The sequence below is a fragment of the Nocardia yamanashiensis NBRC 100130 genome (assembly GCF_001613325.1).
GTDB classification, from domain to species: domain Bacteria; phylum Actinomycetota; class Actinomycetes; order Mycobacteriales; family Mycobacteriaceae; genus Nocardia; species Nocardia yamanashiensis.
Map to the genome: position 1 here is coordinate 216681 of NZ_BDCD01000020.1, position 23749 is coordinate 240429.

The window sequence follows — 23749 nt, forward strand, 5'->3', positions numbered from 1 at the left end:
TCACCAAGCCAGACGCCCGTATTCGGCCCCGCCCTCCGCACCCCAGAGGTAACCCCACAGTTCGCCGGTGGGCCCGTCGGCGGGCAGCGTGGCCAGATACACCGACGGTTCCGCACCCTGCTCGGCGGTGCGGAAGCCGGTATTGCGATTGAGGTCGGTGGCGCAGTAACCCGGATTCGCGGCATTGACCTTGATCGGGGTGTCCCACAGTTCCTTGGCGTACATGACGGTGACCATGTTCAGCGCCGTCTTGGACGACGGGTACGGCACCGAGACCATCGGCCACATGGGCCCGGCCTGGTCGCTCATGCCCGCGAGCGAACCGACCTCACTGGACACGTTCACGATGCGGGCGGCCTCGGCGCGGCGCAGCAGCGGCAGCAGCGCATTGGTCACCGCCACCACCCCGAAGACATTGGTCTCGTACACGTTCCGCAGATTGGCGAGCGAGGTCGAGGACGGTTTACCGTCCCCGTCGAAGCCCCCGGTGATACCCGCGTTGTTGATCAGGATGTCGAGCCTGCCGAACTCGGCGTCGATCCACGCGGCGGCCCGGTCGATGGATTCCGCGTCCGTCACATCCAAGTGCACGAAATGCGCCTGCGCCCCTTCGGCTTTCAGCTTCTCGACCGCGGCCCGCCCCAATTCGGCGTCGCGGGCCGCCGCGAGCACGGTCGTGCCGCGCGCGGCGAGCTGCCGCGCGGTTTCGAATCCGATGCCCTTGTTGGCTCCGGTGATGAGTGCGATGGTCATGACATTCACCCTGACATCGGATGAAATCCACGGGGAGGAACAAGTTGTACCACCCGCGAATCGCCCACAGGGCCGACACTTGAGGTATGGCGGATCGGAGCGAACTCGCGGATTTCCTACGCACCCGGCGAAATCGATTGCAGCCCAGCGATGTCGGGCTGCCCGACGGATTGAACCGGCGCGCGCCCGGGCTGCGCCGGCAGGAGGTCGCCCAGCTGGCCGGGATCTCGGTCGACTACTACATCCGGCTGGAGCAGGCGCGCGGCGCCCGGCCGTCCCGGCAGGTGCTGGGCGCGGTGGCGCGGGCGCTCATGCTGACCGCCGACGAACGCGAATACCTGTACCGGATCGCGGGCGAGCAGCCGCCGGCCGTGACCGGGCCGGATCGCACGGTGCCGGCCTCGGCGCGGGTGATCCTGGACAGCCTCACCACGCCCGCCTATCTGGTGGACGCCACCTACGAGGTGCTGGCCTGGAATCGCGCCGCGGTGCCGTTCATCGGCGATCTGGAACGGGTGCCCGGCCACGAACGCAATATGGTGCGCTGGATGTTCCAGCAGGCCGCCGACCATCCGCAATGGTCGGAGGAGGACGTGCAACGTTTCGCCCAGTCCACCGTCGCCGATCTGCGCGCCGCCTACGCCCGCTATCCCGGCAATCCCGCGCTGGCCGGGCTGGTCACCGAACTGCTGGGCACCGCACCGCGTTTCGCCGAGATGTGGCGGGCGCACGATGTCGAGGTGCGGCGCGGGTATCACAAACGCTTGCAGCATCCCGAGCTCGGCCGGCTGGAATTCGAATGCCAGGTGCTGCACATCTCCGACACCGATCAGCGGCTGATCGTCTACTGCCCCGCACCGGGTTCGCGCACCGCGGCGGTCTTCCATTCGCTCGCCGGTCAGGCGGCGGGTTCGGAGGACAGGTAGCGCTGGATGGCCGGCGCTACCTCGGCCAGTAGTTCTTCGTGCGTGAGCGCGACGACCGGCGGAATGCGAAGCACGTAGCGGCACAAGGCGATTCCCAGCATCTGCGACACCACCAGCGCCGCCCGCCGCAGCGCGTCCGCGGGCGCACCGAAGCGCAGCACCGCGGGCATCACCTGCCCGGCGAACACCTCGCGCACCCGGGCCGCCACGGCGTCGTCGGTCACCGCGGACCGCAGCAGCGTCAACAGGATCTCGTCGCCCGGCGCGGTCTCCCACAGTTCCAGGAACCGCCGGACCAGCACCTCGCCGATCGAATCCGAGGGGACCGCGGACAGATCCGGCAATCCCAGCTCGATATCCACGGCGGCGGCGAACAGTCCGTCCTTGCTGCCGTAATAGCGCATGACCATGGCCGGATCGATCCCGGCGTCGGTGGCGATGGCGCGAATGGTGGCCTTGCGGAAGCCGTCCTCGGCGAATCGGCGGCGCGCGGCCTCGAGAATCACGGCGCGCGTGGCGTCGGAGCGGCGCGGCGCCGGGGTCTGCGCGGGGTCGGGTTCCAGCGATGCGGTCATGCCAACAACTGTAGGCCAACAAGTGTTGACAGTCGCGCACGGGGGACCTATCTTTATGTCAACGTCCGTTGGCCAACAAATGTTGACCACACCGATTCCCCTGGCGCTCATGCAGATTGCACGGTGCCGCCAGGTGATACCGCACCTGCAACAGGTGGCGCACGCACTGTCCCGCGCACCGCCGCGATGCCAGCCTGTTCCACGTCACTTCCGACGCTTTAGGAGTCACCATGAACGCCCTCCCCGCCTCCGCCCAGGTCGTCATCGTCGGCGCCGGGCCCGCCGGTCTCACCGCCGGCATCGCGCTCGCCGACGCGGGCGTGGACGTGCTGCTGCTGGACCGTCTGGCCGAGGGCGCGAACACTTCCCGGGCCGCCGTGATCCACGCGCGCACGTTGGAAGTGCTGGAGGAGTATGGGGTTACCGCTCAGCTGCGTGAACGTGGCGTCGTGGTACCGGATTTCGTGCTGTGGGACGGTGACCGGGCCCTGGCGCACCTCGGCTTCTCGGGCCTGCCCACCGACTACCCGTACACGCTCATGCTCGGCCAGGAGACCACCGAGGCGCTGCTGCTGGCGCGGCTGGAGAAGGCGGGCGGGCAGGTGCATCGCCCCTACGAGGTCACCGGGGTCATCCAGGACGGCGACGGCGCAACCGTCGAATACCGTGACGCCGCAGGCGAGACCGGTTCCGTCCGAGCCGATTACGTGATCGGCGCCGACGGCATGCACAGCCGGGTCCGCGACGCCGCCGGCATCGGCTTCACCGGCTCCACCTACCAGGAGTCCTTCGTCCTCGCCGACGTCCACATGGCGTGGCCGGACCCGCGCACCCAGGTCTCCCTGCATCTTTCACCCGAAGGCGTCACCGTCGTCGCCCCGCTCCCCGACGAGACCGGCACTCGTTACCGCGTGGTCGCCACCGTTGCGGAAGCCCCCGAGCACCCGACCCTCGCCGATATCCAGGCGATCATCGACGCCCGCCGCCCCGGCGCGCACGTCAAGGTCCAGGAAGTGCTGTGGAGCAGCCGCTTCCGCATCCACCACCGCGTCGCCGACGCCTACCGCGCCGGCCGCCTCTTCCTCGCCGGCGACGCCGCCCATGTGCACAGCCCCGCCGGCGGGCAGGGCATGAACACCGGTATTCAGGACGCCGCACTGCTGGGCACTCTGCTCGGGCGTGTGCTCAACGGCGAAGCAGCCGTTCTGCTCGACGAGTACGAGACGAAGCGCCGCCCCGTGGCGTTGGGGGTCGTCGCTTTCACCGACCGCATCACCCGTATGGCGACGCTGCGCGCACGCCCCGCTCGCGCGATACGGAACTTGCTCATCAGCAACGTCACCCGCATTCCAGCGGTGCGGAAGGCGATCACCTTCCGCCTGGCCGAACTAGCCAACCGCTGAACCTGGAGTTTTGCTCCACTTTCAGGCCCCCGCCGTCGGGTTTCCGACAGATCACGGGTGAAAGTGGAGCAAAACTCCAATCACCGGTCAGCCCAACGCAGCTCGCGCATCCATCAACGCGAACCCCAGCAAATTCTCGCCCCGCCACGTCGCCGGGTGCGCTGCGTCCGGATGCTCCGCCCCCAACCCGATCCCCCAAATGGTGTCCCGCGGCGCGGCTTCCACCAGCACCTTCTCACCGGTCGCCAACAGGAATTCACGGAGCGCCGCATGTTGCCCGAATTTGGCGATACTCCCCCGCAGCACGATGTCGTACCGATGCGCCACCCAGGCGTCCTGGTCGAAGCCGCGGACCGCTCGCCCGATCCGCTTCGCATCGGCGGGCGTCTCGCTCGCCAGCACCTTCCCCCGCATCTCCTCGTCGCCGAAGAGCCGCGCCTTCTCACCCATCATGAAATGTTCGGCGCTGTGGTAATTCTGACCGTCGACGGTGAACTCCACCGGCCACCACTGGCTGAGCACCCACTTCCCCACTTCGTGCCCCGGAGTCCGGGTGTGTCCCCAGAAGTAGAGGAATTCCGGTCTGGATCCGTCCGCCATCTCGGCTGTCAGCTGCGCCCTGTCCACGTCGCCCGACATTAGTGGAACCGGGTGACGACGTCCGCTGGGTATCCGGCGCTCTGGCGACACGCCGCGGTGTAGCCGAGCATTCGCTGACCTGTCCGGCACAGTTCAGCTGATGTTGAGGCGGCTGATGAAAGGTCGGGGCATGGCACCGCATTCGACACCTCGGCAATCCGGTTTCTCGCGCCGCACCCTGTTGCGCACCACCGCGGCCGGACTGGTCATCGCACCCGGTCTGGTCGCGTGTTCCAAGGACAACGGCCCGGCGCTGGTGCGTCAGCGTCCTACGCTGACCCACGGCGTGGCGGTCGGCGATCCGCGCGGTGACGGGGCGCTCATCTGGGCGCGGTCGGATCAGCCGGCCAAGCTGATCGTGGAGACCGCGGCGACCGAATCCTTCAAGGACGCCAAGCGTTTCGAGGGGCCGATGCTGACGCCGGACAGTGACGGGACCGGGCGGGTGCGGGTCAACGGGCTGCCCGCCGGTTCACAGGTGCACTACCGGGTGACCTTGGAAGGCGAGGGCGGCGCTACCTCCGAGGCGGTCACCGGCGTCTTCCGCACCGTGCCCTCGTCGGCATCCGATATCACGCTGCTCTGGTCCGGCGATGTGGTCGGGCAGGGCTACGGCATCAACCCGGATCTCGGCGGTATGAAGATCTTCTCCGCCATGGCCGCACGCGACCCGCACTTCTTCATTCACTCCGGCGATTCCATCTATGCCGACGGGCCGTTGCAGGAATCGGTCACGCTGCCCGACGGCCGCGTCTGGCGCAATACCGTCTCGCAGGCGAAAAGCGCTGTCGCCCAGACCCTGGACCAGTTCCGCGGCAACTACGCCTACAACCTGACCGACGAGCACTATCGGAAGTTCAACTCCTCGGTGGCGCAGATCGTCCAATGGGACGACCACGAAACGGTCAACAACTGGTACCACGGCGGCCTGGTCGCCGAATCCAAGGGTTACACCGAGCGCAGCATGGACACCCTCGCCACCCGCTCCTGGCAGGCCTTCCACGAATGGATGCCGTTGGAGCCCAAGGAAGCCGTCGACGGCCGCCTCTACCGCAAGATCTCCTACGGCCCGTTGCTGGACGTGTTCGTGCTCGACATGCGCGCCTACAAGGACGAGAACAACGAGAACCGCTCCCCCGACGGGAAGATCTTCGGCCCGGCCCAAACCCAATGGCTGATGGACGGTTTGCGCGACTCCAAGGCCACCTGGAAGATCGTCGCCAATGATCTGCCGCTGGGCCTGGTGGTCAAGGACGGCGAACAGAAGGATCGCACCGCCTTCGAGGGCCCGGCCAATGCCGATCCGGGGATGCCGTCCGGTCGCGAGGTCGAGATCGCCAAGGTGCTCAGCTCCATCAAGGCGAACAAGGTGAGCGGCGTGGTGTGGCTGACCGCCGACGTGCACTACACGGCCGCGCATCGCTATTCCCCCGAGCGCGCCGCCTTCAAGGACTTCGATGAATTCTGGGAGTTCGTCTCCGGGCCGCTCAACGCCGGTGCGTTCGGCCCGAACGACCTGGACGGAACCTTCGGCCCGGAGGCCGTTTTCGTGCACGCGCCGCCGGTTCAGAACGCATCGCCGCTGGATGGCGCCTTCCAGCACTTCGGTGAAGTGCGCATCGACGGCAAGTCCCGCGAACTCACGGTGAACCTGTGTGACGCGACGGGGAACGTGCTGTTCACGCAGCGTCTCACCCCCGCACACTGAGACGGCTGTCCAACTACGAGCGCGACGGGCGCGACTATGGTTAGCTGTAGCGCCATGAGCACGCCCGTCTCCACGCTCCCCGAAGAATTCCTGCCCCGCGATACCGCGGATGTGGTTCGCACCGTGCGGGATTCACGCAAGAATACGAAACCCCTGATCATCCGGGGTGGGGAACGGCCGGACGAGGAACTGGCGGTGCCCGATCACGGGCAGGTGCTCTCGCTGCGCAAGATGAACCGGGTCCAGGTGGTGGATGCGGACGCGCGCACGGTGCGGGTGCAGGCGGGCGCCAAATTGTCCGATATCGACAGAACCCTTGCGGCGCACGGGCTCGGGCTGCCGGTGGTCGGCGACCATCGGGACATCACGGCGGGCGGGTTCGCGGCCGTGGGCGGGCTCTCGGCGGCCTCGCACAAGTACGGCATGTTCAGCGACAATGTGGTGGAGCTCGAATACGTCGATCAGGACGGGCGTTTCGGCACCTGCGGGCGCACGCATCATGTGGAGCGGTTCCGCAAGATCCTGGGCGGGGGCGGGCGCACCGGGATCATCACCGCGCTGACGCTCGAAGTGAACACGGTCGACAAGGACCGCACCTGGCTGACCTCGGACGCGCATCGCTTCCTGGATTTCGACACCTTCGTCGAGCAGTCGTTCAAAGCGATTCAGTCGCCGGGCGATTCGCTGCTGCAGTCCGGCCGCTGGGTCGATACCGCGCCCCTGAAAGTGTCGCGACCGGTCGGTACCGGTCATGTGCAGCTCGGCACCGTCCGCTTCGGCCAGTGGTCCAGCCTGCACCCCACCACCCCCAACCTGTCGCTGCGCGCCCGCCGCGAGGTCGGTGCGCGTGCCCGTAAATCGCTGGGCGCCATCGCCTCCTCGGCCAGCGGGCGCGCCGGCATGCCCGTGCGCAATGCCGCGGCCGGCGCCCTCATGTTCGCTCCGAAGGTGCTGACGCTGCGCGATGCGGAGTACCTGGCCGATACCGTCATCAGCTCCTCGGAGCGCGGACCGGCCTATCGCGTCTCGCTTTTCGCGCCCATGACGTCCTATACGCGGGTGTTCCACCGGCTGCACGATCTGTTCTCCGGGCATCGCGAACGCACCGGGTGCTTCACCGTCATCTCGGCCATGACCTATGGTGTGCGGTCCCGCTACCTGCACGAACTCGATAACGAAGACCACGCCTTCATCACCTTCACCTGCCGGCTGCGCCCGGCCGCGCTGCCCTCGGAACTGTTGCGGGACATCGTTTCCTCGATCGACGAGATCTGCGTCTCCGAACGCGCCCGGCGTTATGACCCGACCGATTAGAATGTGTTCCGCCGCACTCCCAGCAACCGGTTAGCAGCCGGGAGCGGTGCGGCGGTATCGGTACTGTCGGCGGGGTGCCGGTGCATGGTTCAGCTCATTCTTTCCAGCGAAGGTTGCCTGTCCCATGATCGAATTCCGTGCTGCCCGCCGTCCCAGACCCGCCGCCCTACCCGGCAAACAACCCATAGCCGGTAAGCGGGTGGTCATCACCGACGCCTGCTCCGATATCGGCCGCGCCACCGCCCGCCTGCTCACCAGCCAGGACGCCGAGGTGATCCTGGTGGCCCGCAACGGCGCTCAACTCGTCGAAGACTGCGCCCAGCTCATCGAATCCGGTGGCCGCGCGCACTGGTACCGCTGCGACCTGTCCGCCCTCGGCGACGTCGACCAGCTCGTCGAATGGCTGCTCACCGAATTCGACAGCATCGACGTCCTGGTCAACAACGCGGCCCGTCCCACCCGCCGCCCCGTCCTGCAATCCCTGGACCGCTTCCGCGACTACCAGCGCACCATGGCCGCCAACTACTTCGGCCCCCTCCGCCTCACCCTGGGCCTGCTCCCCGCCATGCTCGCCGGCGGCTCCGGCCACGTGGTCAACGTAGGCCCCTGGAACCCCACCACCGGCGCCGCCCCCAACTACGCCTCCTACGCCAGCTCCCAAGCCGCCTGGACCACCTTCGGCCAATGCGCCGACGCCGAACTCTCCCCCCGCGGCATCCACGTCACCGCCGTCCACTACCCCGCCTTCCGCCCCGACGCGACCACCCCCACCGCCTTCACCGAACAACCCCTTTTGAACCCCGAAGAAGCCGCCCGCTGGATCGAAACCGCCATCCGCACCCGCCCCACCCAAATCCACCCCCGCTTCCCCCGCGCCCTCCTCGGCCTGGCCAACATGGCCCCCCGCACCACCCGCCTGAAACACGCCCTCGGCATCTGACTTTCGGTAATCCGATGAGGGGAGGCGGGTCGCCCGCGGCCGGGGCGACCCGCCTTTTCACGTCGCGAAACATATTCCCGCACAACCGATGACAAGGTCATCGCCCTGCGTTCACACTGGTGGTGCGGGGATCGCCGGCCTACGCCGGGGAGGAGGTGCCCCGATGAGTTTCCGCGGCAGCGACCCGATTCTCGTGTTCGCGACTTCCGACAAGGGAGGCGCGGGCCGAACGGTAACCACCGCCAACATCGCCTACCGGCTGTGCCTGCACGGCCATGATGTGGCCTACGTGGACTCCGATTTCGGCTCGCCGACGGCTGGGACGGTATTCGAGATCGGTACGGCGGAACACGGAGTGAAAGCGGGGACCGGCCTGCATTCCTATCTGCTCGGCGAAATCGGTGCTGCCGCACGACTCGACGTCGGCCGGACCACCGACCGTCGGCAGTTGCGCGACATGCCACCCGGAGCAGGGAAGCTGCTGCTCGTTCCGGGCGATGCGGGCGGCGCGGAGTTCCTCGTCGCCGACGACATGATCGTGGAACGCTGTATCGCGCTGTTGAACTCGCTGGCCGCCGAATTCAGCGTGGTGATGGTCGATCTCAGTGCCGGCCGTTCGGTCGCGCTGGAACTCGCTCTACGCGCTACGGCTGGTTCCCGGCGCCGAGTACGGACACGATCGCGCGACTCCGCCCGAGAAACAGCGGAGGCATTCGCACATCTCGCACGACGACTCACCGACTCCGTGACCTGGGATACCGAATGACGCGCGCGCCGACCGATCGCGACTTACTACTGGAACAGCGAAGCGCCCCACCCGGATTCGGGTGGGGCGCTTCGTTCAGTTTGCTCGGCCGAGCGTCAGCTCAGTGCTTTTCCGGGCCGAGGTGGTACTCGAAGACCAGGCCGCCGGCGGCGATGAGCACGCAGACGACGCCGGTGCCGATGAGCCAGAATTCGAAGAAGGCGAAGCCGAGGGCGGTGATGGAGCCCGCGGCGGCCAGCAGGATGGGCCAGAACGAGCCGGGCGAGAAGAAGCCCAGGTCGCCGGCGCCGTCCACGATTTCGGCTTCTTCGTAGTCCTCGGGACGCAGGTCCAGGCGGCGGGCCACGAAGCGGAAGTAGGTGGCCACGATCAGGGCCAGGCCCGCGGACAGGACGATGGCGGTGGTGCCCGCCCATTCGACGCCGGTCCGGGACTGGCCGGTGAAGTAGCCGTACACGACGGCCACGATCACGAAGAAGACCGTGATCAGTTCGAAGATGCGAGCTTCGACCTTCATATCAGTTCAGTCCTCACTTGGCTTCCGCGCGCTCATTACCGCGGGCAGTCCGGTCGGTATTGAACGGCTTGGTGGTGATGGCGACCGGGGACTCGCCGATGCTCTCCAGGGACTCGGCATTGGTCTTGCCGGCCTTGCGGGCGTCCAGGTACTGCTTGAACTTCTCCGGCGAGACCGCGCGGACCTCGAAGTTCATCATCGAGTGGAAGGTGCCGCACATCTCGGCGCAACGGCCGACGAACGCGCCTTCCTTCTCGATCTTGGTGATCTGGAAGACGTTGTCCGAGTTGTTTTCCTTCGGGTTCGGCATCACGTCGCGCTTGAACAGGAACTCCGGCACCCAGAAGGAGTGGATGACGTCCGCGGCGGCCAGCTGGAACTCGATGTTCTTGCCGGTCGGCAGCACCAGGATCGGGATCTCGTTGGAGGTGCCGACGGTCTCGATCTTGTCGTAGTGCAGGTAGGAGATGTCGTTCGCGGGCTTGCCGTTGTTCGGGCCGGGCTGCGGGTGACCGTCCTCGGTGCGCTCCTTGTAGCGCTCGTCGATCTCGGTGTTCATCTCCTGGCGATCGTGATCGACGCCGTCGTAGATCGCGCTGCCGTCCTTGAGGTCGACCTTCTGGTAGCCGAACTTCCAGTTCCACTGGAAGGCGGTCACATCCACGGTGACGTCCGGGTCGGCGACCTTCTCGTGCACGTAGTTCTGCACCACCACGGTGAAGTAGAACAGCACCGCGATGATCACGAACGGGATGGCCGTGTAGCTGAGCTCAAGCGGCACGTTGTAACCGGTCTGACGCGGGAACTCCGGCGAATTCGCCTTCTTGCGGTGGAACGCGATGGTCCAGAAGGTCAGACCCCACACCAGCACGCCCATCGCCAGCGCGGCGATGACGGACCAGGTCCACAGTTCACGCATCCGGGTGGCCTGCGGCGTGACGCCCGAGGGCCAACCGAACCGAAGCCACGGGTTGTCGATCGAGCAACCGGAGACGAGCATCGCGGTCATCCCCAAGGACACCGCCAGCCCGGCCCGCCGAAGGATACGGCCTCGCCGACCCTGGGCGGGTCGTGCCCCTATCGCCTCGCTCGCCTTGTGCGCCACGCTCAACGCCTTCCTGGTCGTCTATCCGACTCGGCATCGCCCGGACTCCCTACCGCCGGGCGACGCAACTACAGCACGTTCTGGGAATTCTGAGAAGGCCGTACGCGAACGCACAACCGACCCTGAGAGTTTCCCAAGTACTACGCAGCGTAGACCAAACCCCCGGCCACGTTGTGCCGGGGTCGCTTTCGACACTCCGGCAATCGCATACACAGAGGACAGAGCCTCTCGCGGCGAGATCCACCCGCGTGCGGCATACTCGGACAGTACGTTTCGCGTCCCCCACGCCCCGCTCACGCCCGTGACGCGGCGCGACCATCCCCGACTCCGGAAACGAGGTTCTCGGCGCAGTGTGTGGCCTGCTCGGATTTCTGACAGCACAGACGGCTTCAACTCCGGATGGACGGACGGTGGAAACCACCGCGGCGCAGGTGTACGAGGCGCTGCACTGCCAGCGCCATCGTGGCCCGGATGAGAAGGGCACCTGGAACGACGAGCGGATGATCTTCGGATTCAATCGCCTGTCGATCATCGATATCGAGCACTCGCATCAGCCGCTGCGCTGGGGCCCACCGGAGAATCCCGAGCGGTACGCGCTCACCTTCAACGGCGAGATCTACAACTACCTGGAACTGCGCGAGGAGTTGCAGGCCGAGCACGGGGCCGAGTTCGGCGATCAGCCCATGTTCCGGACCGAGGGCGACTCGGAGACCATCGTCGCCGCGTTCCACTACTGGGGCGCCAAGGCCGCGAGCCGGCTGCGCGGCATGTTCGCCTTCGCGGTGTGGGACACCGAGCTGAACAAGCTCTTCATCGCCCGCGACCCGTTCGGCATCAAGCCGCTGTTCCTGGCCACCGGCCCCGGCGGCACCGCCTTCTCCTCGGAGAAGAAGTCGATCCTGGAGCTGCTGGACGACCTGCAGCTCACCCACGACCTGGACCCGCGCGCCCTCGAGCACTACACGGTGCTGCAGTACGTGCCCGAGCCGGAAACCCTGCACAAGGACATCCGCCGCCTCGAATCCGGCTGCTACGCCTGGGTCGAGCCCGGCGAGGCGCCCCGCGTCACCCGCTACTTCAACCCGCAGTTCCGCATCGTCCCGTTCGGCAAGCCCGACGACGTGACCGTGCACGCGCCGACCACCCGCCCGCGTCCGGCCGCACAGCGCCCGAACACCCCGGCCAATCGGTACAAGGAGATCGCCGAGGCGCTCGAGGACTCGGTCGCCAAGCACATGCGCGCCGATGTCACCGTCGGCTCCTTCCTGTCCGGCGGCATCGACTCCACGGCGATCGCGGCCCTGGCCATGCGGCACAACCCGAACCTGATCACCTTCACCACCGGTTTCGAGCGCGAGGGCTACTCGGAGGTGGACGTGGCGGCCGAGTCCGCGGCGGCCATCGGCGCCCGGCACGTGGTGCGCGTGGTGGGCCCGGAGGAGTTCGCGGCCTCGATCCCCGAGATCATCTGGTACCTGGACGATCCGGTCGCCGACCCGGCGCTGGTGCCGCTGTACTTCGTGGCCAAGGAAGCCCGCAAGCACGTCAAGGTGGTGCTGTCGGGCGAGGGCGCGGACGAGCTGTTCGGCGGCTACACCATCTACCGGGAACCGCTGTCGCTCAAGCCTTTCGAATACCTGCCCAAGCGGGTGCGCAAGCTGGCGGGCAAGCTGTCCGAGCGCATTCCGGAGGGCACCCGCGGCAAGAGCCTGCTCAATCGCGGTTCGATGACCCTGGAAGAGCGCTACTACGGCAATGCGCGCAGCTTCAACGACGCCCAATTGCGTTCGGTGCTGCGGGAATTCCGCCCGGAGTGGACGCATCAGGACGTGACCGGTCCCATCTACGGCATGCAGGGCTATCACTGGGATCCGGTGACCCGCATGCAGCATCTGGACCTGTTCACCTGGCTGCGCGGCGACATCCTGGTCAAGGCCGACAAGGTGACCATGGCCAATTCCCTGGAACTGCGGGTGCCGTTCCTGGATGCCGAGGTCTTCAAGGTGGCCGAGAAGCTGCCCTACGACCAGAAGATCACCAAGGAGACCACCAAGTACGCGCTGCGGCAGGCGCTGGAGGGCATCGTGCCCGGGCACGTCCTGCACCGCGCCAAGCTGGGTTTCCCGGTGCCGCTGCGGCACTGGCTGCGCGGACCGGAGCTCTTCGACTGGGCGCGTACCCAGATCACCGAGTCCGGCACCGATCACCTCCTCGACAAGCCCGCGATCCTGGCCATGCTGGAGGCGCACCGCACCGGCCCGATCGACCACAGCCGCCGGTTGTGGACGCTGATCTGCTTCATGGTGTGGCACGGCATCTTCGTCGAGCACCGCATCAAGCCCGAAATCCAGGAACCGGTCTACCCGGTCAGTCTCTAGTTACAGAGAACGGCGGCAACCCCCAGGTCAGGGGGCGGTCGCCGTTTCCTCAGGCATAACACATGCATAGATACGCATGTGTTGATGTATTCTCGGAGGTATGGAGACCAAGGCGAAAGAGCGCACGCGGGACGATCACGCACACGGCGGCCCGCTCTCGGGCGCGCGCATGGAGATGGGGTTCGCCATCACCTCCGGCGTCACCTATGCGGCGGGCATGATCGCGCGGTACGTGGTGCACGCCCCGGGGGCGGTGTCGACGGCGCTGTTCGTGGCGACCTGTTTCTTCGGCGGCTTCTTCACCGTGCGCGCGGCCTACGAGTCGATCCGGCGCGCGCGGTTCGAGGTGGACTTCCTGATGCTGGTCGCGGCGGCCGGCGCGGCGGCGGTCGGCAAATGGGCCGAGGGCTCGGTGCTGCTGTTCCTGTTCAGCCTCGGGCACGCGCTCGAGGAGTACGCCATGAGCCGGGCGCAGCGGTCCATCGAGGCCCTCGGCGAGCTGGCCCCGCGCACCGCGCTGGTGCGGCGCGGCAGCGGTCCGGTCGCGGAGGTGCCGGTCGACGAGCTCGAGGTCGGCGATGTGGTTGTGGTGCTGCCGAATTCGCGGCCCGCCGCGGACGGCATCGTGATCGCGGGCAGCAGCGCGCTGGACGAATCCTCGGTCACCGGTGAGAGCATCCCGGTCGAGAAGCGGGCCGCCGCTGATCCGGCCGCACTGACCGGGGCACGGGTGGTGCCCGAGGAACACCGGGTGTTCGCGGGCACGCTGAACGGCTCCGGCGCGCTGGAGGTTATGGTGACCAGCCGGGCCGAGGACTCGACCCTGGCGCGGGTCATCGCCATGGTGCGCGATGCCGATGCCACCAAGTCCCCCACCCAGCGCTTCATCGACCGCTTCCAAGTCTTCTATGTCCCAGCGGTTCTCGCCGGCGTGCTGGCCGTCGTCGGCTTCGGCGTGCTGCTGCTGAACGAGCCCTTCGGCGACAGCTTCTATCGCGGCATGGTGGTGCTGGTGGCGGCCAGCCCCTGCGCGCTGGCCATCGCCACGCCCAGCGCCGTGCTGGCGGGTATCGCGCGCGCCGCGCAGGCCGGGGTGCTGGCCAAGGGCGGCGGGCCGCTCGAATCACTGGGCCGGGTCAAGGCCATCGCCTTCGACAAGACCGGCACTCTCACCTGGGGCCGCCCTCGCGTCACCGATATCGTGCCGGTCCTCGAGGACGTGCGCGACGAGCTGATCGAGACGGTGTTCGCGGTCGAGTCCTACAGCGACCACCCGCTGGCCGCCGCCATCACCCGCGATCTGGCCCAGCAGGTGCCCGCCGGCACCGAAACCGAAGCGACCGAGGTGAATTCGGTGACCGGACGCGGCGTGACCGCCCTGGTCTCCGGTCAGCCCACCGAGATCGGCAATGTCACCATGTTCACCGAACTCGATCCGGACGGCCTGCCCGCGCCGATCGTCGCGGCGGTGGACGACCTGCACGCCCGCGGCCGCACCACCATGATCGTGCGCCGCGCCGGGATCTATCTCGGGGTCATCGGCGTCATGGATGCCCCGCGCGCCGAGGCCGCACCCGTCATCGCCCGGCTGCGTGAACTCGGCATCACCGACATGGTGGTGATCTCCGGCGATCATCAGCGGGTGGCCGACGCGGTCGCCGACGGCCTCGGCCTGGACGCCGCGCACGGCAACCTGCTGCCCGAGGACAAGGTCACCATGATCGGCTGCCTGACTGCCCGCGGCGGCACCGCCATGGTCGGCGACGGCGTCAACGATGCCCCCGCCATGGTCAACTCCTCGGTCGGAATCGCCATGGGCACAGGCGGTTCCGCCGTCGCCCTGGAAACCGCCGACGTGGCCCTGATGAGCGACGACATCGGCCGCCTCCCCTTCGCGGTAGCCCTGAGCCGCCGGACCGCGCGCATCATCCGCCAGAACCTCGCCTTCGCCCTGGTGATCGTGTCCATCCTGGTCCCCGCCACCCTGCTGGGCCTGCCCATCGGCCCGGCGGTCTTCGTCCACGAGGGCTCGACACTGATCGTGGTGGCGAACGCCCTGCGCCTCTTGCGCTTCCGGCGCGGAGCGGAGCACGCGGGCATCGAGCACGAGGCCCGGCCCGCCTAGTGCGAGAGAGCGAACGGCCCGCACTCCCCCTCATGAGAGTGCGGGCCGTTCCGAATCACGCCTGATAGGTCGGCTGCCCCGCGAGGTAGGTGGTGTGTATACCGATGTCGTACCACGTATCCGGGTCCGCGCGACGCGGATCGTTATCCAAGACAACTAGATCCGCGAACTTTTCGGGCGTAATCGATCCGGACCGGGTAACCGCCTCCGCGCTTCCGCCCGGACCTTCCGGCCATAACTCACAATCCGGGAATCGACCGCGCCGACCGGCGGTATGGCTCAGAATATGCGACACCCGCTGAATAGCTGATGATTCGCTAATCTCTAGCGAGTCACAATGCGGCGATCTCGTGAGGCGGTGTTGCGTGCAGGTCTTGACCGTTCTGTCCGGATCCACCCCGAACGTCACCGGGTTCGGCCACCGATGACCGAAACGTCCGTTCCCTCCGACACTCCCATCGCCCAGGCGTGGCCGGCGGCCGTGGCGGCCCGGGCCGATCGTCGCGGCCGGGCGCTGTGGGCCGCCGCCCTGCTGTCGTGCCCGCAGGGCATCGACCTCGCGATCCATTCCCTGGCAATGCCTCTGGCGGGCGCCGACCTGGGCATGAGCGATGGCGCGCTGGCGCTCGCGGCCAGTGTCGGCACCCTGCTGATGGCGGCGTGCATGCTCGGCACGGGCATGCTCGGCGATCACACCGGCCGCCGCCGGGTCCTGCTCTACGGCACCCTGGGCACGGCGCTGGGCTGCCTGCTCACCGCCGCCGCCCCGAACACCGCCGTCTTCCTGCTCGGCCGGGCGCTGACCGGGGCGGGCACGGCGGCCGGCTTCGGTATGAGCCTGGCATTGCTGCCGACCCTGTTCTTCCCGCGCGAACTGCCCAGGGCCTTCGGATTGTGGCTGGGCGTGCAGTCGGTGATCCTGCTGGCAGCGGATCTGGGCGGCGGTCTGCTGATCACCGAATTCGGCTGGCGCGCAGGCTATCTGCTGACCGCGGCCGCGGCGCTGGCGGTCGCCGCGGCGGGCTGGTTCGTCATCCCGGATTCCCGCGCCGCGCGGGCCCGCCGCTTCGACCTGATCGGCGTACTGCTGGCGGCGGCCGCCCTGGTGACCCTGATCGGCGGCATCGGGCAGGCGTCCGCCCGCGGCTGGGGCAGTCCGCTGGTGCTCGGCGGGGTGATCGTCGCCGTGGTGTTGCTGGCCGGCTTCTACTGGTGGGAGCAGCACACGCCCGAGCCGGGTTTCCCGGTCGCGCTGTTCCGCTCCCCCGCGTTCAGCGCCGCCTGCCTCACCGGCGTCGTGTTCAATTTCGGCCACGCCGCCGTCATCCTGCAGACCGCGGCCCTGCTGGAGAACTATCTCGGCAAATCCGCGTTCACGGTCGTACTGGTCACCATCCCAGCGTGTTTCGGCATGATCGCCGGTGCGGTGCTGGCCGGCCGCGCTCAGCAGCAGGGCACCGCCCCGCGCACGCTGTTCGTCGCCGGTCTGCTCTGCTGCGCCCTCGGCACCCTCCTGCTGTGCCTGGTCACTCCGCACACCGGCCTGGACTACTACGCGCTCGCGGGCGGTTTCATCGGTTTCGGCGTCATGTGCGCGCAGAATCCGCAGTCCGCGGTGATCATGTCCGCCGCCCCGCCCGGCATGGTGGGGTCGGTCGGCGCGGTGAAAACCGTGGTGGGACAACTGGGTTTCGGGCTGGGGCTGGGTGCGATGACACCGATCATCGGCGCGTTCCCGGGAAGCGCCCCGCGCGGCACCTCCACCGCCTACTTCCACGGCTTCACCGTCGCAATGGCCGTCACCACCGTGCTCATGCTGCTCGCGGCAGCCGGCGTGGCCGTGCTGATGCGGGCCCCCGCCACCGCATCCGCCGACAACACCGACTGAACCATCAGCGCCGCAACACCTTCCGGGCCAGATAGTTGCCGACGAACTGGATCACCTGCACCCCGGCGATGATGATCAGCGTCGCCACCAGGGTGACCTGCCAGTCGAAACGCTGGTAGCCGTACACCAGCGCGAAATCGCCGAGCCCGCCGCCGCCGACCGTGCCCGCCATGGCCGACATGTCGACGATGGCGATCACCACGAAGGTGTAGCCGAGCACCAAGGGGCCCAGGGCTTCCGGGATGAGCAGGGTCAGGATGATGCGCAGCGGGCCCGCGCCCATGGACCGCGCCGCCTCGATCACGCCCGGATCGACGGTGACCAGGTTCTGCTCCACGATGCGCGCGATGCCGAACGAGGCCGCGACGATCATGACGAAGGCCGCCGCATCGGTGCCGATGGTGGTGCCGACGACCTCCAGCGTGATCGGGCCGAGCGCCGCCAGCAGGATGATGAACGGGATCGGGCGCACCACGTTCACCAGGAAGTTCAGCACCAGGTTGATGGGCGCGTTGGCGAGCAGACCGCCCTTGCGGGTGGTGTAGAGCAGGGTGCCCAGGCCGAGGCCGATGAGCCCGCCCACCACGAAGGTGAGCAGCACCAGGTAGACGGTGGTGCCGACGGCCTCGCTCAAGACCGGCCGGAGCTTGTCCCAATCCGTTTGCACGGCTGCGATATTCACGCGGACCTCCGCTCGGACTCGACCGCGTCACTTCGCACCGCGTCGTCCGCGACGGCATCCGGGGCGGAGTCCGCCCGCCCGCCACCGTACGCCGCCAGCTCCGCCGCGACCTGCTCCACGGCCTCTTCCGGCCCGTCCAGCGCCACCGTGATACTCCCGAAGGTCTTGTCCTGCAACGAACTCACGCCGCCGAACACGATCTCGAAGCCGACCCCGGCGCGAGCGGCGGTGGCCAGCACCGCACCCACGCCCCGTTCGTCGCCGATATCCACCGTCACCAATCGCCCGGCATGCCGCTCCCGCAGCCTGCGCAGTTCCTCGGCGGTCGGGCGATTGTGCAGCACCGTCTCCACGAACGAGCGCGTGGGCGCGGCCTGCGGCGCGGCGAAAACGTCGAAAGTCTTTGCCAATTCCACGATCCGGCCCTCGGCCAGCACCGCGACCCGATCGGCCACCGACCGGATCACATCCATTTCGTGCGTGATCACCACGATGGTGACCCCGAGTTCCCGGTTCACCTTCTTCAGCAGCCGCAGCACCTCCCCGGTGGTCTCCGGGTCCAGCGCCGAGGTCGCCTCGTCGGCCAGCAGCAGCGACGGCGAGGTGGCCAGCGCTCGCGCGATGCCCACCCGCTGTTTCTGCCCGCCGGACAGCTGATCCGGATAGCTGCGCGCCTTGTCGGTCAGGCCCACGAACTCCAGCAGTTCGGCCACGCGCTCCTTGCGCCGAGCGCGCGGCCAGCCCGCCACCTTGAGCGGATACTCGATATTGCCTGCGGCGGTGCGGGATCGGAACAGGTTGAACTGCTGGAACACCATCCCGATATCGCGGCGCAGCTGCCGCACCCGCGATTCCGGCACCCCGGTGATGGGCTCGCCGCCGATGAGCACCGTGCCCGACGACGGCTTCTCCAGGGCGTTGATGAGCCGCACGAGCGTGCTCTTGCCCGCCCCGGAGTAGCCGATCACGCCGAAGATCTCCCCGCGCTCGATGCGCAGATCGATCTCCGACAGTGCGGTGTGCCGCTGCTTGCCGGCTTCGAAAACCTTGGTGACCGAACGGAATTCGACCGCCGCGCTTTCGTCGCTCACTTCTTCTCGCGCAGGGTCTGCTGCACCTTGGCCAGAATGGTCTCCAGTTCCGGCCCGGCGCGCTGCACCTCGACCGCGGTGCCCTTGGTGTTCTCCTGGACCGCCTTCTGCACCTCGGCGCTGTGCCAGATCTCGACCAGCTTCAGATAGGTCGGATTGGTCTTGTCGGCCGCGCGGGTGACGAACGCGTTGATGTACGGTTCCGCGCCCGGGCTCTTCGGATCATCCTTGAACAGCGCGGATTTCGGGTCGATGCCGGATTTCTGCAGGAAGGTGTTGTTGACGACGGATCCGTCCACCGATTCCAGCGACAGCGCGGTCTGCGCGGCGTCCACCGTGGTGACCTTGACCTTGGACGCGCCCTTGTCGATATCGGCCGCGGTGGGCTGGCGGACATCGGCGGAGGACAGCTTCAGCAGTCCGGCGGCCTGCAGCACGAACAGCGCCCGCGCCTGGTTGGTCGGATCGTTCGGAATGGCGATCTCACCGCCCTGCGGAATCTCGGCCACCGACTTGTGCTTCTTGGAGTACAGCCCCAGCGGCACCACCTGCGTCGCCCCGATCGGCGTCAAGTCCTGATTGTTGGCCACGTTGTATTGACCCAGGAACTGCAGGTGCTGGAACAGATTCACATCGATCTGCTGCTGCGCCAGCGCCGTGTTCGGCTGCGAGTAGTCCGAGTAGTGGGTGATCTTCAGCGTGATCCCCTGCTCCTTGGCCTTCTCCGCGAAGACGTCCCACTGCGGGTCGCTCTCGGTGGTGCCGATGCGCACCGTGTTCGCGTCGGTACTCTCGTTCTTGCCGCACGCCGTGGCCGTGAGGGTGAGGCCCGCGACTGCCGCTACCAGGACCGGGATCGCCAGTACCCGATGGAATTTCACTCGTGCTCCCGCATGATTCGTCGAAACAGAACCCGGCAATGGAACCGTTGCGGCAATCCACCGGCAATGGTTGCGATCCGGCGGAGTGAAAGGCTCGCCCGGCGGCCGGTCGGCCGCCTATCTTGCGTGAAATGCGAAAAATGCGCCGTCTGCTGGTGATTCCTCTCCTGTTAGCGCTGTTCACCGCCGCTGCCTGTGGCAAGGACCACCCCGCCGATGTGGTGCGCATCGGTGTGAACGATCTCGCTCTCCCACACTGGGACGTGTACAAGCGCAAGGCCGCCGAAGCGGGCATCACGGTCGAATTCACCAATTTCACCGATTACAACCAGCCCAATCCGGCGTTGTCGCAGGGCCGCGTGGACCTCAACAAGTTCCAGCACGTGCGCTACCTGGCCAACTACAACGCCCGCAACAACGACACGCTGGTGCCCATCGGCGCGACCGAGATCTTTGCCTTGACCCTGTACTCCAAAAAGCACAAGGCCGTCGCCGATATCCCGCAGGGCAGCGAAATCACCCTGAGCAACAATCCGGCGAACCAAGTCCGCCCGCTGCTCAGCCTCGCCGCGGCCGGCCTGATCACGCTCAAGGGCGGCGCGAGCTGGGATTCCAAACTCGAGGACGTCGACAAGTCGGCCTCCAAGGTCCGGCTGACCCCGATCGATCCGACGCTCACCGCCCAATCGCTGGAAAGCGTGGACGCGGCATTCGTGGATGACACCTTCGCCATCCCCGCCGGCCTGACCAAGAAGGAAACCATCTACACCGACGACCCCAACCGCGCCGACCTCAAGCAATACATCAACATCTTCGCCGCCCGAGCCGCCGACAAGGACAACCCCACCTACCTGAAACTGGCTCAGCTCTACCACGATCCGGAAGTCGAGGCGGCCATCCGAGCCGAAGCGGGCTACGACGGCATCTTCAAGACCAACACCCCTGCCGACCTCCAGGCGACCGCTACCGAACTCGAAGCCAAGTTCCGCAAGTAGCGGCGGAATCGATCACTCGTCATCCCGGCGAGTGACATTCAGCAGGAGGCGGCGTGCGGACGGCAAACCGTCCAGCCTCTGCCGTCGGGGCGGGGTTGGACGGTCCAGCGCGGCTGATCGCCGTTCCCGTCGGAGTTGGTGCGGCCCGGCCCGTGGTGATTGCGATGCCGGTCGTACCGCTCACCGTTCGGGCGTGGATCCAGGTGCGCGTCGGCGTCGTTTCCCACCAGCCGGATTCCGTTGTCACCGGCCATGATTCGTAGTGACGTCCAGGTCGCGGCCGGGCTCGGTGCGCGCACCGGGGTCGATACGGCCACCTGGACGACCGCGGAGGTCAGCTCCGGCGCGGTGGCGGCGAGCCAGGCGGCGGCCCCGGTGGCAAGGCCGGCGACGGTGGCGACGACCGCGAACTCGGCGGTACGAGTTGATCGCATGATTTCCTCTTCCAGACGGGTCAGCGGTCGGTGACCGGGGCGAGGGGGGATCGTTCGAGGACAATGCCGGATTCGGCGTCGGCGTCGCCGAGGTGGGCGAGCAGGCCGGTGAAGAAGCGATCGGGGTCGATGATCGTCTCGGGTGGGTGTACGCCCGGTCGCCGGATCCGGCCTGCCACGAGCTGAGATAAGCCGAGCGCCAAGGGAATTCCGGTGGCGGTGGCCATATCGGTGGAGATCGCGAAACTCTCCAGGCCGCCGGACAAGCGCGCCAGCACGGTCTCGGGACGTCCGGCGCGCGTTCCGGTCGCGACGGCGAAGAACGGCGGCAGCGTGCCCGGCGATCGGAAAAGGGGTGCCGCGAGGAGTGAGCGGATGCCGCGCCACGCGCCGGGTTCGGCGAGCAGGGCGGCGGCCCGCTGGTTGCTCAACGCACCGGCATCGATATCCCGCCGCAGGTCGTCCAGATAGGCGACGGTGGCGGCCTTGATCACCATGAGATTGACTGCGTCGCCGGTGATTTCGAGGCTGCGATGCAAGGTCACCGGCTCGGGATGGCCGACGGTGTAGGCGGTGCCGCGCCGGTCTCCGGGCAGCAGCATCCGCACCGGCCGCAGCGGGCGCTGCCGTACCAGCCGGCCGTCTCCGACCGTGGCGATGGTGCCGCTGATCTGCTGCATCCAGTGCACGGCCGCCGCGGAGGGGCGGCCGTCCGGGCCGAGCAACTGGGCGCGATCATCGTCCGCCCCAGCCGCATCCACCGGCCACGCGGTGTAGACATCGCGCACCGAATCCAGATCGCGGGCCGCCGACCAGGCGAGCAGATTGCTCACCCCGGGGCTCGCCCCCATCCCGACGATGGCGCACACCCCGGCCGCCCGCGCCGCCGCGTCCAGGGCCAGCATGTCCAGGGTCGGCTCCCAGTCATCGCAGATGTCGAGGTAGTCGGTGCCGGTCTCGATGGCGGCCCGCAGCACGGTGAGCCCGAATTCGTAGTACGGCCCAACGGTATTGAGCACCACATCGGCCTCTTCCAGCGCCTCACGCAGGCCATCCGCATCGGTGACATCGACCTGCGCCGCCCGCAGCGGCACCGTGGCATCGGACAATTCCGCCGCCAACACCCGCGCCGCACCGATATCCCGATCCGCGATGACGATCTCGTCCACATCCGGAAAGTCCGCCGCGACCCGCACCGCCGCCGCCCCCATCGCCCCGGCTCCACCCAGTGCCAGCACCCTCATTACAGCCTCCGATCGATCAAATCGTTCATTTCTTCTACGATCGAATCGTAGCTGAACGATTCTGAAATCGTGCTGAGAGATTTCGCGGTGGGCATACGCCGCGGAGGACAGCTGTCGGCAGCGGGCGGGCCGAGCCACGGGCGGCGGGCGGTAGGTGGCGGCGGACCCGGGCTACAAGCGGGAGCAGGCCAGAGCTACGACCGGGAGCAGGCCAGAGCTACGAGCGGGAGCGGGACGGATCTACGAAACCAGGTGCGGATTGGTTGAGCCGGGGCCAGGTATACGGCACGTCGGCACCGCGCGCATGACGGGTCAGCGCGCGGCGGCTTCGCGCAACACGTCGGAGTACACGCGGAACAAGCGGATCGCGCCGGGCTGTTCGGCGCGCAGCAGTTCCGACCAGCATTGGGCCACAACGGCTCTCGCCTCGGCTCCGATCCACGGGGCAGGCAGCAGTTCGGGCGGGAGCAGGGGGTCGGGATCCATGACCCGGCTGAATTCGGCGGCCAGCTCGACCGCGATAGTGGTGCGTTCGGTGTCCGTCAGCGCCTGCACATCGTGGAGCCGATCCAGTTGCCGCCGTGCGAACCGCAGCAATCGATTGTGCTCGGCCGCCAGCCGATCCAGCGGCCACAGCCGCGCGGCCAGTTCCCGCGCCCCGTCCGTCCCGCCGATCCGCAGATCCGTGGTCGTCATGGTGCTGATGTACTCCCCGACCCCGAATTCCCCTGCGGCATCGGCGATCCGGGCTTCCCACGCATTCGGCGACACATACAGCCCACCCTGAATCGCGGCCCCGCCCAAGTACCCGATCGCATCCCGCATGGCATCGCGCCCCTGCCGCTCGGTCTCCGGCACCGCGAACGCCACCACATGCCACACGCCGTCCCACGGCGCGTCCCCCCGATCCTGCGCATACATGTACCGCAGGTATTCCAGCTCCGGCTCGATCGACCGCCGCATCTTGTCGCCGGCCCGCAGCACCGCTTTCCGCCCGCGCCCCTCCTGCGTGAACTGCCCATCCGCGACCAGTCGCCGCACACACAACCGCACCTGCTGATCACTCATCCCGAGGGCATTGCCCACGGCATACAACTCCCCCGCATCGATGGTGGAATCCTCGCGAATCATGCTCTCGACCAGCGTCCGCGTCGGAACCTCCGTCCCGTCCTCTCGGTCGCCCACCATCCACCTCACACCCTCGCCCAACGGTCACCTGCGTCGCCGCCATACTACGTTCAGAAGATCCCCGGTCGTGGCCGACGTGCACGAACCTGCCGATCCCAGCCGGCCGCCAACAGGTTCGCATCAACGCCACCGACCGAGCGAGCGAGGCGAAACGTCGACGGCATGCCGCGGCGCGGAAGGCGAGTACCCGGACGGCT

At 67.6% G+C, this 23749-nt stretch carries 21 protein-coding genes; 10 read left to right on the forward strand and 11 right to left on the reverse strand.

What is annotated here, in order from left to right:
• Positions 1-753: an SDR family oxidoreductase gene (locus NY1_RS24035; RefSeq protein ID WP_067717520.1), complete on the reverse strand. Its 753-nt coding sequence runs from the start codon at positions 751-753 to the stop codon at positions 1-3.
• 86 nt (positions 754-839) lie between these two features.
• Between NY1_RS24035 and NY1_RS24040 the strand changes: the two genes are divergently transcribed.
• Complete coding sequence (locus NY1_RS24040) at positions 840-1679, forward strand: helix-turn-helix transcriptional regulator (RefSeq protein WP_067717522.1); 840 nt, start codon at positions 840-842, stop codon at positions 1677-1679.
• Here the strand turns inward: NY1_RS24040 and NY1_RS24045 are convergent.
• Positions 1652-2254, reverse strand: a complete 603-nt coding sequence (locus NY1_RS24045; protein ID WP_157762453.1) for a TetR/AcrR family transcriptional regulator — start codon at positions 2252-2254, stop codon at positions 1652-1654. The two genes, NY1_RS24040 and NY1_RS24045, sit on opposite strands and share 28 nt — an antisense overlap.
• 230 nt (positions 2255-2484) lie before the next feature.
• On the opposite strand from NY1_RS24045, the gene NY1_RS24050 reads away from it, so the two are divergent.
• Positions 2485-3657 carry an FAD-dependent monooxygenase gene (locus NY1_RS24050; protein ID WP_067717525.1) on the forward strand — a complete coding sequence of 391 codons (1173 nt, stop codon included), beginning with the start codon at positions 2485-2487 and terminating at the stop codon, positions 3655-3657.
• A gap of 87 nt (positions 3658-3744) precedes the next feature.
• Here the strand turns inward: NY1_RS24050 and ybiA are convergent, their stop codons facing one another.
• The gene (gene ybiA / locus NY1_RS24055; protein WP_233434451.1) at positions 3745-4284 is read right to left on the reverse strand and encodes a riboflavin biosynthesis intermediates N-glycosidase; all 540 of its coding nucleotides are present in this window, start codon (positions 4282-4284) and stop codon (positions 3745-3747) included.
• 142 nt (positions 4285-4426) lie between these two features.
• On the opposite strand from ybiA, the gene NY1_RS24060 reads away from it, so the two are divergent.
• The 4 genes from NY1_RS24060 (at position 4427) to NY1_RS24075 (ending at position 9024) form a co-directional block, all read left to right on the forward strand.
• Positions 4427-6004, forward strand: a complete 1578-nt coding sequence (locus NY1_RS24060) for an alkaline phosphatase D family protein (RefSeq protein WP_067717528.1) — start codon at positions 4427-4429, stop codon at positions 6002-6004.
• Positions 6005-6058: 54 nt separating this feature from the next.
• Positions 6059-7318: an FAD-binding oxidoreductase gene (locus tag NY1_RS24065; protein WP_067717530.1), complete on the forward strand. Its 1260-nt coding sequence runs from the start codon at positions 6059-6061 to the stop codon at positions 7316-7318.
• A gap of 124 nt (positions 7319-7442) precedes the next feature.
• A complete protein-coding gene (locus NY1_RS24070; protein ID WP_084535261.1) occupies positions 7443-8258 on the forward strand; it encodes an SDR family NAD(P)-dependent oxidoreductase in 816 nt (271 codons plus the stop codon).
• Positions 8259-8421: 163 nt separating this feature from the next.
• Positions 8422-9024: an SCO2523 family variant P-loop protein gene (locus NY1_RS24075; RefSeq protein WP_067717533.1), complete on the forward strand. Its 603-nt coding sequence runs from the start codon at positions 8422-8424 to the stop codon at positions 9022-9024.
• Between the two features lie 100 nt (positions 9025-9124).
• On the opposite strand, the gene NY1_RS24080 is transcribed toward NY1_RS24075, so the two are convergent.
• Positions 9125-9541, reverse strand: coding sequence for a cytochrome c oxidase subunit 4 (locus NY1_RS24080; RefSeq protein ID WP_067717536.1), 417 nt, complete (start codon positions 9539-9541; stop codon positions 9125-9127).
• 13 nt (positions 9542-9554) lie between these two features.
• Complete coding sequence (gene ctaC / locus NY1_RS24085) at positions 9555-10550, reverse strand: aa3-type cytochrome oxidase subunit II (protein ID WP_084535262.1); 996 nt, start codon at positions 10548-10550, stop codon at positions 9555-9557.
• 446 nt (positions 10551-10996) lie between these two features.
• On the opposite strand from ctaC, the gene asnB reads away from it, so the two are divergent.
• The 3 genes from asnB (at position 10997) to NY1_RS24100 (ending at position 17037) form a co-directional block, all read left to right on the forward strand.
• Positions 10997-13024 carry an asparagine synthase (glutamine-hydrolyzing) gene (gene asnB, locus NY1_RS24090; RefSeq protein ID WP_067717541.1) on the forward strand — a complete coding sequence of 676 codons (2028 nt, stop codon included), beginning with the start codon at positions 10997-10999 and terminating at the stop codon, positions 13022-13024.
• 100 nt (positions 13025-13124) lie between these two features.
• Positions 13125-15149 (forward strand): heavy metal translocating P-type ATPase, encoded by a 2025-nt coding sequence (locus tag NY1_RS24095; RefSeq protein WP_067717543.1) that lies wholly within the window; start codon positions 13125-13127, stop codon positions 15147-15149.
• 424 nt (positions 15150-15573) lie between these two features.
• A complete protein-coding gene (locus tag NY1_RS24100; protein ID WP_067717546.1) occupies positions 15574-17037 on the forward strand; it encodes an MFS transporter in 1464 nt (487 codons plus the stop codon).
• Between the two features lie 4 nt (positions 17038-17041).
• On the opposite strand, the gene NY1_RS24105 is transcribed toward NY1_RS24100, so the two are convergent.
• Genes NY1_RS24105 through NY1_RS24115 form a run of 3 tightly spaced genes read right to left on the reverse strand, consistent with a single transcriptional unit; the run spans position 17042 to position 19691 of the window.
• Complete coding sequence (locus tag NY1_RS24105) at positions 17042-17719, reverse strand: methionine ABC transporter permease (protein ID WP_439956035.1); 678 nt, start codon at positions 17717-17719, stop codon at positions 17042-17044.
• The gene (locus tag NY1_RS24110; RefSeq protein ID WP_084535264.1) at positions 17716-18810 is read right to left on the reverse strand and encodes a methionine ABC transporter ATP-binding protein; all 1095 of its coding nucleotides are present in this window, start codon (positions 18808-18810) and stop codon (positions 17716-17718) included. The genes NY1_RS24105 and NY1_RS24110 overlap by 4 nt, the downstream gene beginning before the upstream one ends.
• Positions 18807-19691 (reverse strand): MetQ/NlpA family ABC transporter substrate-binding protein, encoded by an 885-nt coding sequence (locus tag NY1_RS24115; RefSeq protein WP_084535265.1) that lies wholly within the window; start codon positions 19689-19691, stop codon positions 18807-18809. The genes NY1_RS24110 and NY1_RS24115 overlap by 4 nt, the downstream gene beginning before the upstream one ends.
• Before the next feature lie 131 nt (positions 19692-19822).
• Between NY1_RS24115 and NY1_RS24120 the strand changes: the two genes are divergently transcribed.
• Positions 19823-20686, forward strand: a complete 864-nt coding sequence (locus NY1_RS24120) for a MetQ/NlpA family ABC transporter substrate-binding protein (RefSeq protein ID WP_067717549.1) — start codon at positions 19823-19825, stop codon at positions 20684-20686.
• A 38-nt stretch (positions 20687-20724) separates the two neighbouring features.
• Here the strand turns inward: NY1_RS24120 and NY1_RS24125 are convergent, their stop codons facing one another.
• The 3 genes from NY1_RS24125 to NY1_RS24135 all read right to left on the reverse strand — a co-directional run bounded on the left by NY1_RS24125 (position 20725) and on the right by NY1_RS24135 (position 23552).
• On the reverse strand, positions 20725-21120 hold the full coding sequence (locus NY1_RS24125; protein ID WP_067717552.1) for a hypothetical protein: 396 nt from the start codon (positions 21118-21120) through the stop codon (positions 20725-20727).
• Between the two features lie 20 nt (positions 21121-21140).
• Positions 21141-22364, reverse strand: coding sequence for a saccharopine dehydrogenase family protein (locus NY1_RS24130; RefSeq protein WP_067717554.1), 1224 nt, complete (start codon positions 22362-22364; stop codon positions 21141-21143).
• Positions 22365-22676: 312 nt separating this feature from the next.
• Positions 22677-23552 carry a DNA-binding transcriptional regulator gene (locus tag NY1_RS24135; protein ID WP_067717557.1) on the reverse strand — a complete coding sequence of 292 codons (876 nt, stop codon included), beginning with the start codon at positions 23550-23552 and terminating at the stop codon, positions 22677-22679.
• Between the last annotated feature and the right edge of the window lie 197 nt (positions 23553-23749).

Coding starts and splice junctions, on each gene's coding strand:
- NY1_RS24035 (WP_067717520.1), bottom strand. CDS start 753: ATGACCATCGCACTCATCACCGGAGCCAACAAGGGCATCGGATTCGAA.
- NY1_RS24040 (WP_067717522.1), top strand. CDS start 840: ATGGCGGATCGGAGCGAACTCGCGGATTTCCTACGCACCCGGCGAAAT.
- NY1_RS24045 (WP_157762453.1), bottom strand. CDS start 2,254: ATGACCGCATCGCTGGAACCCGACCCCGCGCAGACCCCGGCGCCGCGC.
- NY1_RS24050 (WP_067717525.1), top strand. CDS start 2,485: ATGAACGCCCTCCCCGCCTCCGCCCAGGTCGTCATCGTCGGCGCCGGG.
- NY1_RS24060 (WP_067717528.1), top strand. CDS start 4,427: ATGGCACCGCATTCGACACCTCGGCAATCCGGTTTCTCGCGCCGCACC.
- NY1_RS24065 (WP_067717530.1), top strand. CDS start 6,059: ATGAGCACGCCCGTCTCCACGCTCCCCGAAGAATTCCTGCCCCGCGAT.
- NY1_RS24070 (WP_084535261.1), top strand. CDS start 7,443: ATGATCGAATTCCGTGCTGCCCGCCGTCCCAGACCCGCCGCCCTACCC.
- NY1_RS24075 (WP_067717533.1), top strand. CDS start 8,422: ATGAGTTTCCGCGGCAGCGACCCGATTCTCGTGTTCGCGACTTCCGAC.
- NY1_RS24080 (WP_067717536.1), bottom strand. CDS start 9,541: ATGAAGGTCGAAGCTCGCATCTTCGAACTGATCACGGTCTTCTTCGTG.
- ctaC (WP_084535262.1), bottom strand. CDS start 10,550: ATGACCGCGATGCTCGTCTCCGGTTGCTCGATCGACAACCCGTGGCTT.
- NY1_RS24095 (WP_067717543.1), top strand. CDS start 13,125: ATGGAGACCAAGGCGAAAGAGCGCACGCGGGACGATCACGCACACGGC.
- NY1_RS24100 (WP_067717546.1), top strand. CDS start 15,574: ATGACCGAAACGTCCGTTCCCTCCGACACTCCCATCGCCCAGGCGTGG.
- NY1_RS24120 (WP_067717549.1), top strand. CDS start 19,823: ATGCGAAAAATGCGCCGTCTGCTGGTGATTCCTCTCCTGTTAGCGCTG.
- NY1_RS24125 (WP_067717552.1), bottom strand. CDS start 21,120: ATGCGATCAACTCGTACCGCCGAGTTCGCGGTCGTCGCCACCGTCGCC.
- NY1_RS24130 (WP_067717554.1), bottom strand. CDS start 22,364: ATGAGGGTGCTGGCACTGGGTGGAGCCGGGGCGATGGGGGCGGCGGCG.
- NY1_RS24135 (WP_067717557.1), bottom strand. CDS start 23,552: ATGGTGGGCGACCGAGAGGACGGGACGGAGGTTCCGACGCGGACGCTG.